The sequence below is a fragment of the Kitasatospora sp. NPDC059088 genome, assembly GCF_042738155.1.
Lineage (GTDB): Bacteria > Actinomycetota > Actinomycetes > Streptomycetales > Streptomycetaceae > Kitasatospora.
The window spans coordinates 44321-59893 of record NZ_JBHYGR010000024.1; the positions used below are offsets into that span (position 1 = coordinate 44321).

Below are 15573 nucleotides of genomic sequence, written 5' to 3' on the forward strand. Positions count from 1 at the left end.
CCCCGGACCGACGAACAGAAGGAACGCGATGGTGAAGACGAAGCCGGCAACGGCTGCCCGAAGCCTGGGCGACGTGGTGCGCGCCGTGCTGGCCGGCATCGCGCTAATCGCCCTGCTCGCCGCCGTGCCCTGGGGCCTGATCACGTTCATCGGCAACCCCCTGCCGAGCACGGTCCCGAGCTGGGACAGCATCACCACCCAGACCGTCAGCGTCGACGTGATCATCAACGTGATCGCCATTGTGGTCTGGGCTGCCTGGGCTCAGTTCGCCCTGTGCGTACTCGTCGAGTTCCGCGCCGCCATCAAGGGCGCTGGGCTGGCCGTCCGCGTCCCGGCCGCGGGCGTCAGCCAGGCCCTGGCCCGTCAGCTCGTCGCCTCGGTGTTCGTCATCGGCGTCGGCGCGCTGACCGTCGGCCAGGCCTCGGCCGCTACGGCGGCCACCCCGGCTCAGGCGCCCCGCGTCGCGGCGACCGCCACCGCGCTGCCCCAGCAGGCAGCAGCCCCCTCGACGGTCAGCGCTGCAACATCCGCCACGGCTTCGTCCGACCACAACCTGCCCACCTACGAGGTGCAGCGTTCTGCCGACGGCCACCGCGACACCCTGTGGGGCATCGCGGAGCGCAAGCTCGGCGACGGCACCCGCTGGAACGAGATCCAGAAGCTCAACGAGGGTCGCCCCCAGGCCGACGGCGGTGCGCTCGGCGCAAACGGCCTGATCCGTCCCGGTTGGACGCTGCTCCTGCCCGCCGACGCGTCCGGGACGGACGTGGTCCGGTCCGACTCCGGCCCCGCGCCGCAGGCGAGCACCGCTGGCCAGGACACCGCCGCCCAGCACATGGTGACCGTGGTCAAGGGCGACACCCTGTCGGGAATCGCAGAGCGCGAACTCGGCGACGGCGACAAGTACCCCCAGCTCCTCGACGCCTCCAAGGACCTCGTCCAGCCGGACGGCGGGCACCTGACCAACCCGGACGAGCTGTTCCCGGGCCAGAAGATCGTCATCCCGGCGACCACCACGGCCGTCCCACCGGCACCCCCGGCCGCCCCTGCCCCAGTCCAGCAGCCCGAGGCCCCGGCCGTCCAGACGCCCCCGGCCGCCCCCGCGCCGGCCACACCGGCCCCGGCGGCGCCAACCACCCCAGCCACACCGGCGCCCAGCACCACCGCCCCGAGCGCCCCGGCCTCCAGCACTCCGGCTCCGGCCGCACCGGCCACCCAGGCGCCGGCCGACCAGACCCCGGCCCCGGCCCCGGCGCAAGAAGCACCGACCCAGGCCCCAGCCCCGGCTCAGCACTCCTCCCCCGCCGGCGAGGAGGCTTCCAGCCAGTCCCTGATCTCCGCGCGGTCGGTCGCCGGTCTCGGTACTCTGACCGGCGCCGGACTGCTCGGGGCCATCGCCGTCCGACGTCTCCTCCAGTACCGGCGCCGCCGGCCGGGCGAGACCATCGCCGTCCCCGAGGAGACCAGCCGCCTCGAAGCCCTGCTCGGCCGCACCGCCCAGCCGGGCTCGGCCGCGCTGCTCGACCTTGCACTGCGGACCCTGGCGGACGCGCTTCCTGAGGACGAGGTACTCCCGGAGCTGCGCGCCGCACGGGTCACGAGCGAAAGCGTCGAGATCCTGCCCGAGGACCACGGCCTGGAGCCCGCTACGCCGTTCACGACCGGGGAGAACGGCTGGTGGACCCTCGACCCGAAGGCGACGCTTCTGGACGAGGACCATGCCGGCCGCGTGGCGGCGCCCTACCCGGGCCTGGCCAGCATCGGGCGTGACGAGGCAGGCAACCAGGTGCTGCTCCACCTGCCCCACGTCCAGGTCCTCCTGTTGGAGGGCGAGCTGACGAACGTACGCGCCGTGGCGCGCAGCATCGCCCTGGACGCGGCGACTTGCCCGTGGGCGAGTCACGTGGACGTGCTGACGGCGGGCTTCGGCCGCGACCTCGCTCCCCTGCTGCCCACCGGCCGCGCGCGCTTCGTGCCCACCGCTCATGCCGGGATCGTGGACCTGGCCGGGCTGCGCGCCGAGACGATCCAGGCCGAGGAAAGCGGCGAGGATGGCCCCCTGCCGTGGTTGATGGTCTGTACCGACGATCCGGGAGAGCACACCTGGGAGCTCGCCGAGATCCTGAGCCAGACCCGTGGCCGGGACATCGCCGTGGTCCTTCCTGCCGACGCTCAACAGGTCCACGATTTCTTCCCCGAGGCCGAGATCCTCGACGCCGACGCCCTGGCCGCGCAGGCCTGCGGCCTGGCCGACCTCGATGTGGTGCTGGCCCGGGTCAGCGACGAGGAGCACGCGCAGATCGTCTCCACGCTGGAGGTGACCGCCAAGCCGGCCACCCCGGCCGCCGGTCCGTGGGAGTTCGTCCCGGATCCTGACGCCGTCCCGCCGCGCTTCGGCCCCGCCTCCATCCCCGCGCCGCTGTTCGCCGACCGGATCCCGGCCGACGTCAGCGGTGCAGCACCGCAGGAGAACAACGACGACACCGAGGCGGCCGCACCGGCTTCGCAGACCGACGCCGAGGTCGGCACGGATGTCGACGACTCCGCGCTCGAGGCCGCCGACGGCGGCACGCCGGAGGACGAGGAGACGGCCGCGCCGGTCCGCAACGCCCCGGTGAACATGGCCAAGCCCGCCGCCGTGCGGGACCGCAAGCCGGTTCCGCCGAGCCCGGACCAGCCCCAGATCCAGGTCCTCGGGCCGGTGCAAATCGCGAACTCCAGCGGCGCCGAGACCACCCACGGCCCGAGGCTGGCCGCGCTCGCCGCGTTCCTGTACTTCCGGCCCGACCGCGACTACGGCGCGATCGCCAACGCGATGGACCCCGTCTCCCCCTGGGAGCCGCACACCCTGCAGACCCGGATCTCCCAGCTGCGCGGCCAGCTCGGGCACGCCCCCGACGGAACGCAGTACCTGCCCCGCAAGTCCGCCGCGGGCACCTACCGCCTGTCCGAGCAGCTCCACTGCGACTGGACCTGGTTCGAGTACCTGGCCGAACGCGGCCTGCCCCAGGGTGTCGCGGGCCTGGAGGACCTGGAGCAGGCACTCGGCATGGTCCGCGGCCGGCCTTTCGGCACCGACGGCGACCACGACTGGGCCACCCCGGACGTGCAGCAGATGATCTGCCGCATCATCGACGTCGCGCACACCACCGCATGCCTGCGCCTGCGCGACGAGGCCCTGGACCTGGACGCCGCCCGCCGGGCAGTGGCCGTCGGCCTGGAGGTCCAGGACGACGAAATGCTGTACCGGGACTGGCTGCGGATCGAGGCCGCGAGCGGCAACCGGCCCGGCCTGTTCGCCGTCATCGACGCCGCCCGCACTGCAGCGGCATCGCTCGACAGCGACCTGACACCGGAGACCAAGCGCCTGATCGAGCAACTCCTCCAGGGACAGCACGCATGAACCCCATCGCCACCGGCGCCGCCCTCATCGGCGGCGCCGCCCTCGGCGCCGCCGTCGTCCGCCCGATAGCCGTCGCCTACGCCCGCCCCAGACCCGACCCCGCGTCCAGGACCTGCCCAGGGTGCGGCCAGGTGGTACTCGGGTTCAGCCCCCGCACGGCCGTCCACCTCCTGCGGGCCCGCTGCCCTGGCTGCGCCGACCGGCTCGGCCCGGCCCCAGGAGTCGCCGAGGTCCTCACCGGCGCCGCCGTCGCCGGTGTTGTCGCCGGCCAGGCGGGTGGCTGGCTCCTCGCCGCGCAGTTGTGGTTCGCCCTCGTGGGCTCCGCGCTGGTTCTGACCGATGCCAAGGTGCGGCGGCTGCCCCACGATCTGACTGGGGCTGCCTGCATTGGGCTCGTAGTGCTGCTCATTGGTGCCACGATCGCCGGGCAGCCGGTGTCGGTCGCGGTACGGGCCCTCGCCGGAGCCGCCGCTGTCTGGGGGCTGTTCTTCCTCACGGTCCTCACCAAGGCGGCGTTCTGGGGAGACTTCCGGCTGAGTCCGGCGCTCGGCGGGCTGCTGGCCTGGACGAGCTGGAGCACCGTGGGCGCAGGCCTGGCGGTCAGCATCTTCCTGGCTCCGCTTCTGGCCTGCGCCGGTCTGATCGCCCAGCGGGCACCGTGGCGCCGGTGGTGGCCGGCGCTGGCACTGGCGATGGCGGCGGTGTCCGCCGCCGCGGGCGTCGCAGTGTGGCGAGCCGTCGGGCCCGCCTCGCTCGGGGCCTTGACGGCCTGGGCCGTTCTCCTGCTCCAGCAGGTCGTCGTCCTGGCGATGCTGCCCGGCCGGACGCGGAAGGCCAAGGTGCCGCTTGGGCCGGCGCTGGTGGTGGGCACCCTGCTGGCATCCGTCGCATTCTCCTAACACGGGCCAGCGCATGTGGGACAGTCTCCGCATGGATGTGCTCTCCCCCGCGCAGCAGGAGCTGCTGGAGTATCTGCAGGCCGTGATCGCGGTGATCGACCTGAATGATGCGGAGACCGCTGCGCGGGAGGAGGGGTGGCGGTACCCGTCGGTGCATCACCTCCTGCTCGCCGAGGGGCGATTCTTCGAGCCGGTGTCCAGGCCGGCCGGGATCCGGCAACTGCCCGAGCGGCTGTGCTACAACAACGCCGCTGCCACGGCGACGGGGTCGGCGGGTTCGCTCTTCTACGTGGAAGGCGTCGCGATCTCCGACGTGTTCCCGCTGGCACACGCCTGGTGCGCGAACGAGGCGGGGGAAGCCGTGGACCCGACCTGGCCGGAGGGCTCGATGAGGGCGTGCTTCGGCATCCCGTTCACTCGACCCGGCTCGTGGGAACACGACGGCGGAGGGTTTCTGTCCGACCCCTCTCTCTTCGTGGGGATCCTCCGCGATGGCCTGCCGCCGCTTCCCGGCCGGAACGTCGGCCGCCGCCCTTCGAGCGCTGCCCTGGCCGGCCAGCCGGCCGCCTCCTGCTGACACGGCGTCGCCCGCCGCCGCGCGCCTGGTGCACCGGTTCAGGAGAACGCCTTGTCGCCGTGCACCAGTACAGTCCGCCCATGACCATCACAGGGGGAATCCGGGTCGACCTCGCGACGATCGAGCAGGCGCTGGAGGAGAACGGCCACGACAGCTGCAATGTCGAACTCGTGCCCACGACGCAAAGCTCCGGGCGCAGCATCGACGGCCACGCGCTCGTCGCCGCTGTCGACGAGGCGAGCGAAGCCGCCAACGCGGCACCCGCAGGCCCGACCATGTGGGGGCAGGGCGCCTTCCTGACCATCGACGGCGCCGGGCTCAGCCTCAAGGACTACTGGGGGCCGGACTCGCTCACGAGCTGGCTCACGACGTTCACCGACGCCTTGCACCGGCAGGGGTATAGCGGGCTCGTGCGTGCGACCCCGGTTGTGAGGCCGCCGCGCTGGCTGCGGCACCAGTACGAACCCCGGGCCACGGCCTTCGTCGCCCTGCAAGAACCGCTCACGCGGGCGGCCGCAGCAGAGCGGTGGGCCCGCCTCGCGACGGGCTGGGCCCGTCCCCACGGCGGTGACACCTGCCTGGCCGCCGGCGCGATCCTCCAGCACGACACCTCACCGGATGTCGCCGACCATCTTGCCGCCGGCTTGCTCGTCAACGGGAACGCCGCACTCACCATGGTCGACCCAACCGCTCCCCGGGCCGCGCGGGCCCGAGCGGAGCAGGACGGCATGGCCACCTACCAGGCCTACGCCCCCGCCATCACGTGGCACTCGCACATCGAACGGATTCGGCAGGCGATTCTCGCCGACGCGGAGCACACCCGGCTCGCCTACGTGGCCATGACGCCGACGTGGGCTTTCGGGTGGGAGGACCGCGGACGCGATCTGCCTCCTCTGCCCGCCGTCCCTGCACACGCCCTGCGGGGCAACACACCGCTCTGGGGACGCAAGGTTCCCGATGCCCACGGGATCCAGCTCCTCAGCAGCGCTCACCTTGACCAGGCGTCGGACCTGTCCGACTGGCAGATCACCGAAGTCCACAAGGATCGGTTTCTGGTCGAGGCGCCCGATCCGGCGGCCTGGTTCGGTCCCGGCGGTCCGGCCGCCGCTGTGATCGAGCAGGCCCGCGCTGACTTTGGACAGCTGATCGTCACCGGCCGGGATCTCTGACCGAACCGCTGGTGCGCCGCCCCCTGACGGGGCGGTCGGCGCAGCGTGACCGGCCACGGGGAAGTGGAGCAGCTTCGGGGCGGGGTCTGGGTACGGTGCCCGGATTTCGGTGCGCTCGAGCCACTCATCCATCAGAATTGCATGGTCATGCCGAAAAATCGGACCCCAGAATGGCCCCTTCAGGCGCCGTTCGCGATGTGGCCGGTGCGTGGGGATCTTCCAGCGCCCACCAGGCTGCCTGAGGTGCCCTCACGCGATTTTGATCAAGAATCAGGTCAGGTCGAGTACGGTTTTACCTCTCCGGGCCGGCCGAGTCGGCGGCCACCAGGCAGCAAGCGGCGGTGATCCTCATTGGTTGGTCAACCGCGGTGGCACGACGTGGTTCCGGCCTGGGGGATGCCGCCCCGCGGCCCAGCCGACGCCCTCCGCTACCGGAAACGCCAATGCGCCCCGCCTCCGTGAAGGCGGGGCGCATCGGTGACCGATCAGGTGCCGGCGAGCTCAAGCAGGTCGGGGTGCTTGGGCGTCTCGTACTCGGCTCGGTAGTTCTTCCCCCAACTGGCCCAGTAGCGCTTCACGCTGTTGGGGCTGAGCGGGCCGCCGTCCTGGCCCTTCTCTCCGAACCGCACGTGGATCCACTTGACGTAGTCATCCTTGGTCGGGTGGTTGCCGTTCTCGTGGACGTAGGCGCAGTAGTACTCGTACAGGACGTCCTCGCGCTTGCGCCGGCTGGCGGCCTGGTCGCTGTCCTGGCCGAGTTCCTCCGAGTCCTCGAGGTCTGCGGCCTCAAGGTCCTCCTCGTCGTACGTCGGCTCCTCCGGCACCTCGGCGGCCCGGCTCTCGCCGGCGTCCGCGCGCAGCGCGAAGGGAGTCTCAGGCGCAACGGCCTCGGGGGTCGGCATCTGAGCCGGCCCCGCCAGGCGAGACTCCCCGTCGACTGCTAGGACGACGTGCGCCTCGGCAGTCGGCTGAGTGGGGGCAGCGGGCTTGTGGAGATCTATCGCTGCCTCTCCCGCACCACCCGCCCCGGTCTCCCGGGCTGCTGCCTGGATCTCCGTCCGCCCCGGGGGCACCACTGCCTTGACCGGGTCGCCGCCCGGCTCGATCGCCGACAGCCGGGCTCGGGGCGGCTCGCCGGATCGCAGCCCGACGAGAGTGTCCACCGGGACCCCGATCGAGGAGAGGACGTCGAGGTACTGCTCCCTGTTGCCCTCACCGTACTGCGCCAGATAGAGGAGCAGGAGCGCCTCCTGCGACGCGAGCTTGCGCCACCGGCGCCCGTACTTGCGCTTGAGCTGCCCCCGCAGGATGCGCTTCCACTTGGCCAGCTCAATGGCTTCCTCTGCCGAGTAGATGCCCCAGATCATCTTGAGGCGCCAGTCCGAGAACGTGCCGAAGGGCTTGAGCAGCCAGCGGCGGATGTCGAAGCCCTCCATCTCCCGCTTGCCGGCCGTCAGGTTGGCCCACCGGCCGACGGCATGGCGGGCGACCTCAACGATGATCACGAAGAGGACCGGCACGACGGCATGCATGCCCATGGCGAGCGGCCGACCCCACGCGGACGCTGAGTTCATCACGATCGTCGCGATTGTGAGGAACCAGGCAGTCTGGCGCGGCAAGGAGGAGGGCATGCGCAGCCAGGTGAGCAGAAGGTCGAGCGCGTACAGGACGACGATGCCCGCATCGACGCCGATCGGCAGGACCAGAGCGAACCGGCCGAAGCCTTCGTCGACGGCGAGCGCGCGCACCGCGTTGTAGGAGCCGGTAAACCCGATGGCCGAGATTACGGCGGCGCCGAGGACGACGATTCCGATGAGCGCCTTGTGGCCTTTGTTGAGCGTGGGCCTGGTCAAGCTGTCCCTCCCATTGGCTGAGCCGGTCCACCATTTCACGGGGGGGCAGTGGTACGCACGGGACTTGCATGGCGCTGCGCCTGATATAGGGTCATCTGCACTATTTGTCCTATCAAAGGCGCTTAGTGATCTTCGTCCTAGGGTTGGCTTGCTCTAACCCCTGCGTACCGTTCGCAAAGCAGGGGGTGACCGTTCGCATGAGTGCCTCCGGACCGCGGCAGTCGCAGTCGGCCCTCCTGCGTCGGGGCTACGTCGCTGTCGCAGTCGCAAATCCGGAGCCACACTGCGGAACGCTTCCGCGCCGACGCGTTCGGCCGCGACCCGGGGTCGGTGGCGTAGTCGCTGGTTGCCGGCTCATCTGCTGCATGGCACACGGTCGCGGCGGGGCCGTCGCTACCCGCGTGTCTGAGGGTCACGAGCGGCGTCGCAAGTCCAGGGGGCGGGTCGCACACTCCCTGACCTGCTAATTTCGCGAATCGCATGGCCGTGGGACGTTGTGGATCACAGGCGGCGGGGGGTGGTCGGCTATCGGTGCCGAGGGGTTCGCAGTCGCAGTTGTGCTGCCAGCGACGCTCTGACCCGGCGGCGTGGACTGGTTGCGACGGGCAGCGGCACCGCGGGAACGACGGGCGGGGAGTGGACGGACTTCGCGGATCGCATTCGCAGTGCGCGCTGACGGTTCGGCTGCCATCGCAGGCGCAGTGTTCGTCGACGGTGCGAAGCGTGCTGGGCGGCCGCCCGAACGTCGCAGTCGCTGCGGAGCGTCGCAACGGAGTTGGTCGTGGTCGTCGGACCGGCACACCTGCGACAGGATGCGGCGCTTGTCGCAGGCAGGGGGTACCCTCCCCCGATGATCATCGACCGCCATGCTGCCGTAACTCCGACTCGCTACGACGACCGCGACCTTCGGAGGAGGATGGGGGCGGAGATCGCGGCGGCCGACTCGGATGATCTCCTGGCCGCGTGGATCTGGTCCGCGGAAGCCCGACTGTGCCGCACGGTGGCAGAAGCGTCCGATGCTCTGCGCGACGACGTGCACAGAGAACACAGCGATGTGCTGCGCCGTATACACGCGGCATGGCAGGACCGAGGTGGCGATAGAACCCCGGTCGCTCTCCGGGAGCGGGTTCAGGGTGCCCTTGAGCGAGCGAAGGCGGAGCTGGATCGGGTATTGAAGGCCGCCGAAAGTCACCGGGTCGAGGCGAACCGGGCGTGGAGGAGGATGCGGGGGTCCTTCGGCCTGAACCCGACCGGTGCCTTTCTGCGTGAGGGCGATCGGGAACGATCCCCCGTTCAGGACAGCTTCCGCCAGATCGCCTTCCTGGAGGAATGCCGCCGGGACATCACCCAGGTCACGGCAAGCCTTCGGGAGGAAATCCACGTCGCCGCTCTGGAGGAAGACAGCCGTCGAAGCCGCGCTGCCTCAGGTGCGCTGACGCCCGAGGAGCACTTCCTCCGCAGCGTCCACGTTGCCGCACACGCCCTGCTGGAGAGGGCGGGGCATGAACTTGGGCAGCTTGAGCGACGCGAGAGGTGCCCGGGCCGGTCCGAAGGCGATAGCGAGCTGGCACACACTAAGTACGTCAGCGCTGCCCGGCCTGACCGCCGTTGGGCGGAGGTAGTACGCGACGAGCACGCCTCGGGCGAGCGGCTGGTCCAGCGCGCAACCGAGCTCTGGGACGCTATGGCCGACTGCGGTGAACTGCTGGGTGGCGCCCCGGAGGCAGGTGACGGAGTCGACCTGATGGCGCTCGTCGCCGATCTCGGGATGCTCTCCCGCGAGGTCGCCGCTTCCCGGGCTCGACTCGAAGGAGCACTGCGTCAGCACGTTGCGGACCAGCACCGGGTTGCCTTGCGGATCAACCGCCGGCATGACTGGGTCCGGTCGGGCGCTGCGCTTTCACTCGAAGGCGTCCGCGGTCTCCATCACCGGCAGTTCGAGCGCTTCGTCGCGGAGCTGCTCCTCCGGGACGGGTTCGAGGTGGAGCAGCACCAGGGCGGCCCTGGCGACCAGGGCGCCGACGTTATCGCTCTGTGCCCGGACGGGCGTCGGTACGTCGTGCAGTGCAAGCACACCGCGGTAGATGCCAACGTCGGCACCCCTGATCTTCAGCGGTTCAAGGGCACGGCCTGGGATGTACACGGTGCGGACGTCGCGATGCTTGTGACCAACGGCGGCTTTTCCCGGAATGCGCTGAGCTTTGCCGGACAGCACGGCATTCAGCTGATCGGCAGCTCGGAGGTGTGGCGATGGGGTTTCCTTGGTGACCCCCTGGAGGCGGTCATCCCTGGACGGGCCCAGGACGCTGCGGTCTTCGCACAGCGGAAGGTGTATCAGCGGCTCGCGCGGAACTTGAGCTTCGGCTGGCCTAAGTAGCGATCGTGTGCCGGCACCGGGTCGGACAAGCATGGTTGGCTTCGGTCGGGGCTGGCTTCACCACCCCCCAGGGACGACCAGTGGGGAGCCGTTCCGGGCGCGTCCGTCGCTGCGACGCTCCGGGGAGCCGTGAGACGGCGATGCCCCGGCTCGCTGTGTGCGATGCCGGGGCATCCGGGGTCGGTTCGTGACGAACCGGGGCTAGGCCGCGAGGCGGTCGGTGATGCCCATGCGGGTCAGCATGGCATCGATGGTGAGGGTGGTGTCGTGCTTGGCCACCCAGTAGCTCAGCGGTTCCTGCGCATCGTAGGCCTCGGGTACGACCGTGGCGCCGCGGACCATGCCAAGCACGCGGTCGCCGTACTTGATGCGCGCTTCCTTCTGCTTCTCCGTGTAGAACTTGCCTTGCGTCTCGGTGGCCTTGGTCTCGTTCAAGACGTACCAGGTGACCTCGCACGAGGGGTTCAGCTCTTCGTAGCCGTCCCGAATCTCAGCTACCCGGCGGATCATGGCGTCGATGCCGCGGAACTCCTTGCGGCCCGGCTTGCTGAAGAGGACGACGTTGGTGGTGGCGAGCAGCAGGGAGATCGACAGCAGGCTCAGGGACGCAGGGCAGTCGATCCAGATGAAGTCGAAGTCTCCTTCTTGGAGACCCCTTCGGAGCGCGCGCTGCAGCCACCAGACGGACCTGGGGTCCTGGGCCATCTCGGTGTCGGCCTGGCTCATCTTCTCGTCGCCGCGGATGAGCCACAGGTTGTCGATGATCGCGAAGTTCGAGTCCGGGTCCTCGCCTTTCTCGTTGGGCGGCGCAATGCGAGTTCGGGCCGGAACCATCGCGTCCTTGAGCGTGGCCTCGCCGAGGAGGACGTTGTGGACGGTCATCACGTGCTTCGGCAGCTGGTCGCCGTCCCAGCCGGCCCAGAACGAGGCGTCGGATTGAAGGTCGGCGTCGATGAAGAGGACCTTCCAGCCACGGCGGGCGGCCTGGACGCAGAGGTTGTAGCCGATCGATGTCTTTCCGACGGATCCGGCTCGGTTCGTGGCGGCGAAGACGGGTGGGACGTGGGGTGCGTAGAGCGGGCGATGGGCGTGAAGCAGCATTCGGGTCTCCGGGAGTAGCTGTTGGTCGAGAGTGGTGGGTCTGGCGCTACACCTGGAGGTGGTCCCGCTCCCAGCTGGGTTCGTATCCGGCGTCGTCTGTGAGGTGTCGCCAGTAGTTGATGACGCGGGCATCCGGGCTGCGGCGGCTGTCCGTCGAACGCACTTCGTCGTCGGCGAGGGAGACGGCGTAGGCGAACCTGGTGACCGCTGCGGGGTCGCCGGCGGTCAGCAGGTGGTCACGGTAGGCCGCGGCGTCCGTGGTCTGCGCCTCGTGGACGCCGATCTTCTGCACCCATCGGTGAGCGAGTTCGACGGTGGGTCGGCTGGCGAGAGTGAGGAGCGTCCGAGCGGTGCGGAGCGCAGCGGAGCTTGAGGGCTCGTCGTCATAGGCGGACAGGAGCTGCTGGCATGCTTCGCTTCGGGCCCTGGCGGCGAGCGCGCGGTCGGCGCGGTCAGGGTTAACGGACCGCGAACCCGGGGCTTGGCCCGGCTTCGTAGTCGTGCGGGGGTTGGGCAGTGCCGGGGCGGTGTCAGCTGGCTCTTGCCCGGTTCGTGACGAACCGGCGGTGGGGTTCGCGGTTTCTGCGTCTGAGTCATCCGGTGTCGGGTTGCTTGCCGATCCATCGGTTCGTGACGAACCGGCGTCGCCCTCGGAGCCGGGAGGCGGCACATGCGCATCGGTTCGCGACGAACCGCTGTCCCCTGCGAGGGCCGATGCGTCGTTCTCTCCCTCAACGCGGCCCTCTTGCGTCCCGGCGTGCTCGATCAGTACTTCCTGCGCGAGTGCCTTCAAGGCCGCGGCGTTGAGAGCTTGGCCGGAGTACTTTGCCCGGTTGAAGGTGGACAGCACCAGGGCGGGGTCGCCGAGTTCGACGAGGAGGACATAGGCCGCCTCCAGGCCGAGGTCGCCGGACAGGAGCGCCGTACGGGCTTCCGGGACATCAGCGAGGGGCAGGATCGTCAGCCGCTTGACGACATTGCTCTTGCTGACCCCGACGATCTCGGCGATCCGCTGGTAGCTGTACTTCTTGTCGTCCTTGAGCCTTCGGTAGCCCTCAGCCTCCTGGAAAACCGTCAGGTCGTTGCGGCCGAGGTTCTCCCCGAGGAAGACCTCGGTGAGCTTGTCCACGTAGTGGTTCTGGATCTCGATGCGCAGTTCGGTCAGGCCGGCGTCGGGGGCACAGTCGCGCCGGCAGTGGCCCGCGACGATGACGTACTTGTGTTCGTCATTGAAGTGATGGCGTTCTCCGGGGTAGGCGTCGAGGTAGACCCCGATGTCGATGACGACCAGGGCCTGGATCTGCCCGGTCTCACGGAGCTGGGTGACAAGCTTCTCGCGCTCGGCTGGGGATCCGTAGAGGTCTCCGCCACGGAGGTTGCGAGGGCACGGTGCCAGTTCGGCAAGCGGAACCGAGAAGCCGTGCCCCCTGGGACGCGGCGACGGGATGAGCGGGACAGAGCGAAGAACGACCGCGTCCGTCTGCGGCGTTTGCTGCTCTCCAGCCGCAGGCTGCGTCGCCGGAGTTGCCTCGGTGGTGGGGTTCGGTGAAGCACCGGAGCTGCCCGTCCCGCTGTAGCCCGCTCCCCCTGCGCCCTTTCGCGGCATTCGCCCTCCATGATCACTAATCGTGTCCGTTGTACGGCCCGACCCTAGCGGTTCGTCACGAACCGATTGGCTTCAGGTTGGCCATTTCGTCCGGGTTCAAGCCATTAGTCCGCTCTGCCGGTTCGTCACGAACCGACTTCGTGGGACGTGCACCCGAGTGGCAGTGTGGGTTCGGGATCCCATGGGACGAGGCCGGACCGACGCGGGCGGCCGGAGGTGCTGTCGGCCGGGGCCGCCCCGAGGAGCCGCGCGATCGGCACGCTACAGGCGGCATGGCTCGGCCGGAACGGATTCCATCCGATCTGGCGAACATCAGCCGTTGGGGGTCCGCTGAGCACGGGCTTGTGGTCCATCAGTCCTGTGCTGCTAAAGGCCGGGGGGAGAGTGGAAAGACGGTAGCGGGCGGCGTTCAGCGGCTCATGTCCTACCGGTTCAGGCGGCCGAAAGCTCTGGCGGCTGCTCCGTCGGCCAACTGTTCGGCGACGCGGCAGTTCTCTGGAGGTCGGCCCTACGGCGCCGGTGGTGTCGCTTGCGCCGACGAGCACCTCGGGTCCGGGCGGCCTGCCAGCGGCGGGCCCTGGTGGACGGTGTCATGGGAATCTGACCGAGCCGGCGTGGCCGCCGCAGCGCAGCTTCGGGTCAGTCCCGGGCGGTCTGCCCGAGCGCGGTGAAGATCTGCGCGGCCTGCTCGGGGCTGGTGACCTCGGCCAAGGTGCTCTCGCCGACGAGGTGGGTGCCGACCCGGCCGGCGAAGGTGCTGGTGCCGGACGCCTTGTCGGCGGCCAGCCGGGACGCCAGGTCGTCGGGGACCTCCGCGAACTGGCGGGCGACTTCGAGCAGGTCGTCGGGTTCCGGGTGCTCAAACGGCGCCGCGCCCATCCAGACGAGCTCGACCACTTCCTCCTCCGCGTCGGGGTCGCTGGGATAGTCGAGGACCTGGAGGAAGTAGCTGGAGAGGGGTCCGTCCCATCCGATTCGGACTTCCCGGTCAGCCGGGGATCCCTCCAGCGGGGTCAGGTCGTACGACATGGTTTGCCCTTCGCAAGGGGCGAGCCGGTTGCCCGCCGACGCCACACGCTACTCCGGATCGCGCCAGTGGCCCGCGGGGCGAGCGCGTCGTAGGACGACCGCCCGCAGCAGACCGTGGCGATTAGAGGATGAGGTCGTTGGACAGGCCGTGACGATCGACGAGAAACAGACAGCTCTGGCTCTGGCGGAAGGACTACTGAAGGCCGAACTCCACCGGCGGCTGCTGGCCGAGCCGCAGAACGCGGTCGCCCTGGTAGCGCAGCTGGTCCTGAGCATGCACGGCGAGGCACTCGCAGCCGGCGACATGGCCCGAAGGCGCGGCCTCGACTTCGAGACGATCGGCCGTGCGCTGGCCCTGGTCGAGGACGCCGGGATCCTTCTGCAGCAGGCGACCGCGATGCTTCTGGGGCTGCCCACTGCTGGGCCGGATGCTCTCCAGGAGCTGCGGGCGGCACTGGTCGAGCCGGACAGCGCCGGTCCGGATGGCGAAGGGGCCGTTGGCGGCCCCGATCCGGATCCCGATGTCTGGGCGGCCGCCGTCAACCGCTTCCGGATGGCCACCGGCGGCCGCAGGCCCACCTCAAACTGTTGAGCGCCCTAGAAAGTTCGCCAGCCCGGGCTACCCCACGGATCGGAGGCACACGACTTCGGCCGACCGTGTGGGCCGATCCCGACTGCCATCCACTGGTCGAAGCAGGCGCCGACCGATCCGGACCGCGCTGAGACCGTCTCTGACGGTCAGCAGTCAGGGAATGAAGTGCGCTCCCAGCAGGCCACGGCCAGCTTCCGCCGCGGCGCGCCACACCGGGGGAACGCCTTCCAGGAGCGCGTTGATGTCGGTCGGGTCGCCTTCGTCGCGGAGGGCAGCCATCAGGAGCTCTCGGGCCTGCGGCCGACTGGCGGCAGTCCATGTGAAGACCCGCTCGACGGCGGGAAGCGTGATGCGAACCTGCTCCGGGGTGAGAATCAGGTCACCGAACCAGCCGGGGAGGCCGGCGAAGCGCTCGGGCCCGAGGGCGAAAGCCAGCGCGGCGGCGGGGTAGCTGTTGCGGGTGGCGACAGCAAAGTGGGGCAGTGCATCGTCACGGCCCCGTTCCCATGCGTCGTAGACCCGGCAGATCTGCTCGTCGAGTACGGACGGTGCGGCGGCTTCGACGAAGTCGTGGCGGGTCGCCTCGGTGCTGCCCTCCGTCCGCCACCACCGCAGGAGCGCGGTGGACCTGGGGAGCGCGGCTTCGGCCTCGATGGCGGGTACCAGTTCCGGGGCGTACTCGGTGATGGCGTCGGCACGCATTGGCACCAGGCACCACATCCCCAGGAAGCTCATGGACTCTCCTTCCTCTCGGCAGGGATGCTGCCACCTCGGTCCGACAGCTCGGCTGGTTGATGGTCGAGTCCGATCTCGCACCGTCCGACAGAGGCTGCCTTGTCTTCACCGAGCGGGCTCGGCCGTCGTGGGGGGGTTTGCGAACCCAAATAATAATAAACAACGCAACACCGAGTACAACGGGGGGGGTTTTTGGCGGTACTGGGTGGCGTGTGGGCGTAGGGGGTAGGGG

The 15573-nt window shown here is 69.8% G+C and carries 11 protein-coding genes; 6 read left to right on the forward strand and 5 right to left on the reverse strand.

Annotated elements, in window-relative coordinates; all coding sequences use genetic code 11:
• Positions 1-28 precede the first annotated feature (28 nt).
• The 4 genes from ACFWXO_RS13690 to ACFWXO_RS13705 all read left to right on the forward strand — a co-directional run bounded on the left by ACFWXO_RS13690 (position 29) and on the right by ACFWXO_RS13705 (position 6048).
• The gene (locus ACFWXO_RS13690) at positions 29-3403 is read left to right on the forward strand and encodes a LysM peptidoglycan-binding domain-containing protein (RefSeq protein ID WP_380523937.1); all 3375 of its coding nucleotides are present in this window, start codon (positions 29-31) and stop codon (positions 3401-3403) included.
• Positions 3400-4302 (forward strand): hypothetical protein, encoded by a 903-nt coding sequence (locus tag ACFWXO_RS13695; protein WP_380523939.1) that lies wholly within the window; start codon positions 3400-3402, stop codon positions 4300-4302. The genes ACFWXO_RS13690 and ACFWXO_RS13695 overlap by 4 nt, the downstream gene beginning before the upstream one ends.
• 31 nt (positions 4303-4333) lie before the next feature.
• Positions 4334-4879 (forward strand): hypothetical protein, encoded by a 546-nt coding sequence (locus ACFWXO_RS13700; RefSeq protein WP_380523941.1) that lies wholly within the window; start codon positions 4334-4336, stop codon positions 4877-4879.
• A gap of 80 nt (positions 4880-4959) precedes the next feature.
• The gene (locus tag ACFWXO_RS13705) at positions 4960-6048 is read left to right on the forward strand and encodes a hypothetical protein (protein ID WP_380523944.1); all 1089 of its coding nucleotides are present in this window, start codon (positions 4960-4962) and stop codon (positions 6046-6048) included.
• A 485-nt stretch (positions 6049-6533) separates the two neighbouring features.
• Here ACFWXO_RS13705 and ACFWXO_RS13710 read toward each other — a convergent pair whose 3' ends face one another.
• Positions 6534-7901, reverse strand: a complete 1368-nt coding sequence (locus tag ACFWXO_RS13710) for a DUF2637 domain-containing protein (protein WP_380523945.1) — start codon at positions 7899-7901, stop codon at positions 6534-6536.
• Positions 7902-8751: 850 nt separating this feature from the next.
• Between ACFWXO_RS13710 and ACFWXO_RS13715 the strand changes: the two genes are divergently transcribed.
• A complete protein-coding gene (locus tag ACFWXO_RS13715) occupies positions 8752-10278 on the forward strand; it encodes a restriction endonuclease (protein ID WP_380523947.1) in 1527 nt (508 codons plus the stop codon).
• A 201-nt stretch (positions 10279-10479) separates the two neighbouring features.
• Here ACFWXO_RS13715 and ACFWXO_RS13720 read toward each other — a convergent pair whose 3' ends face one another.
• The 3 genes from ACFWXO_RS13720 to ACFWXO_RS13730 all read right to left on the reverse strand — a co-directional run bounded on the left by ACFWXO_RS13720 (position 10480) and on the right by ACFWXO_RS13730 (position 14014).
• Positions 10480-11379 (reverse strand): AAA family ATPase, encoded by a 900-nt coding sequence (locus ACFWXO_RS13720; protein ID WP_363576339.1) that lies wholly within the window; start codon positions 11377-11379, stop codon positions 10480-10482.
• A 46-nt stretch (positions 11380-11425) separates the two neighbouring features.
• On the reverse strand, positions 11426-12985 hold the full coding sequence (locus ACFWXO_RS13725) for a ParB/RepB/Spo0J family partition protein (protein WP_380523949.1): 1560 nt from the start codon (positions 12983-12985) through the stop codon (positions 11426-11428).
• Between the two features lie 639 nt (positions 12986-13624).
• On the reverse strand, positions 13625-14014 hold the full coding sequence (locus ACFWXO_RS13730) for a hypothetical protein (RefSeq protein WP_380523951.1): 390 nt from the start codon (positions 14012-14014) through the stop codon (positions 13625-13627).
• Between the two features lie 148 nt (positions 14015-14162).
• On the opposite strand from ACFWXO_RS13730, the gene ACFWXO_RS13735 reads away from it, so the two are divergent.
• Positions 14163-14606: a hypothetical protein gene (locus ACFWXO_RS13735; protein ID WP_380523952.1), complete on the forward strand. Its 444-nt coding sequence runs from the start codon at positions 14163-14165 to the stop codon at positions 14604-14606.
• A gap of 153 nt (positions 14607-14759) precedes the next feature.
• Here ACFWXO_RS13735 and ACFWXO_RS13740 read toward each other — a convergent pair whose 3' ends face one another.
• Positions 14760-15341: a hypothetical protein gene (locus tag ACFWXO_RS13740; protein WP_380523954.1), complete on the reverse strand. Its 582-nt coding sequence runs from the start codon at positions 15339-15341 to the stop codon at positions 14760-14762.
• Positions 15342-15573: the final 232 nt, after the last annotated feature.

What these genes read in the sequence shown, in the direction of transcription:
- ACFWXO_RS13690 (WP_380523937.1), top strand. Translation starts at nt 29, where the DNA reads ATGGTGAAGACGAAGCCGGCAACGGCTGCCCGAAGCCTGGGCGACGTG.
- ACFWXO_RS13705 (WP_380523944.1), top strand. Translation starts at nt 4,960, where the DNA reads ATGACCATCACAGGGGGAATCCGGGTCGACCTCGCGACGATCGAGCAG.
- ACFWXO_RS13730 (WP_380523951.1), bottom strand. Translation starts at nt 14,014, where the DNA reads ATGTCGTACGACCTGACCCCGCTGGAGGGATCCCCGGCTGACCGGGAA.
- ACFWXO_RS13700 (WP_380523941.1), top strand. Translation starts at nt 4,334, where the DNA reads ATGGATGTGCTCTCCCCCGCGCAGCAGGAGCTGCTGGAGTATCTGCAG.
- ACFWXO_RS13715 (WP_380523947.1), top strand. Translation starts at nt 8,752, where the DNA reads ATGATCATCGACCGCCATGCTGCCGTAACTCCGACTCGCTACGACGAC.
- ACFWXO_RS13695 (WP_380523939.1), top strand. Translation starts at nt 3,400, where the DNA reads ATGAACCCCATCGCCACCGGCGCCGCCCTCATCGGCGGCGCCGCCCTC.
- ACFWXO_RS13740 (WP_380523954.1), bottom strand. Translation starts at nt 15,341, where the DNA reads ATGAGCTTCCTGGGGATGTGGTGCCTGGTGCCAATGCGTGCCGACGCC.
- ACFWXO_RS13725 (WP_380523949.1), bottom strand. Translation starts at nt 12,985, where the DNA reads ATGCCGCGAAAGGGCGCAGGGGGAGCGGGCTACAGCGGGACGGGCAGC.
- ACFWXO_RS13720 (WP_363576339.1), bottom strand. Translation starts at nt 11,379, where the DNA reads ATGCTGCTTCACGCCCATCGCCCGCTCTACGCACCCCACGTCCCACCC.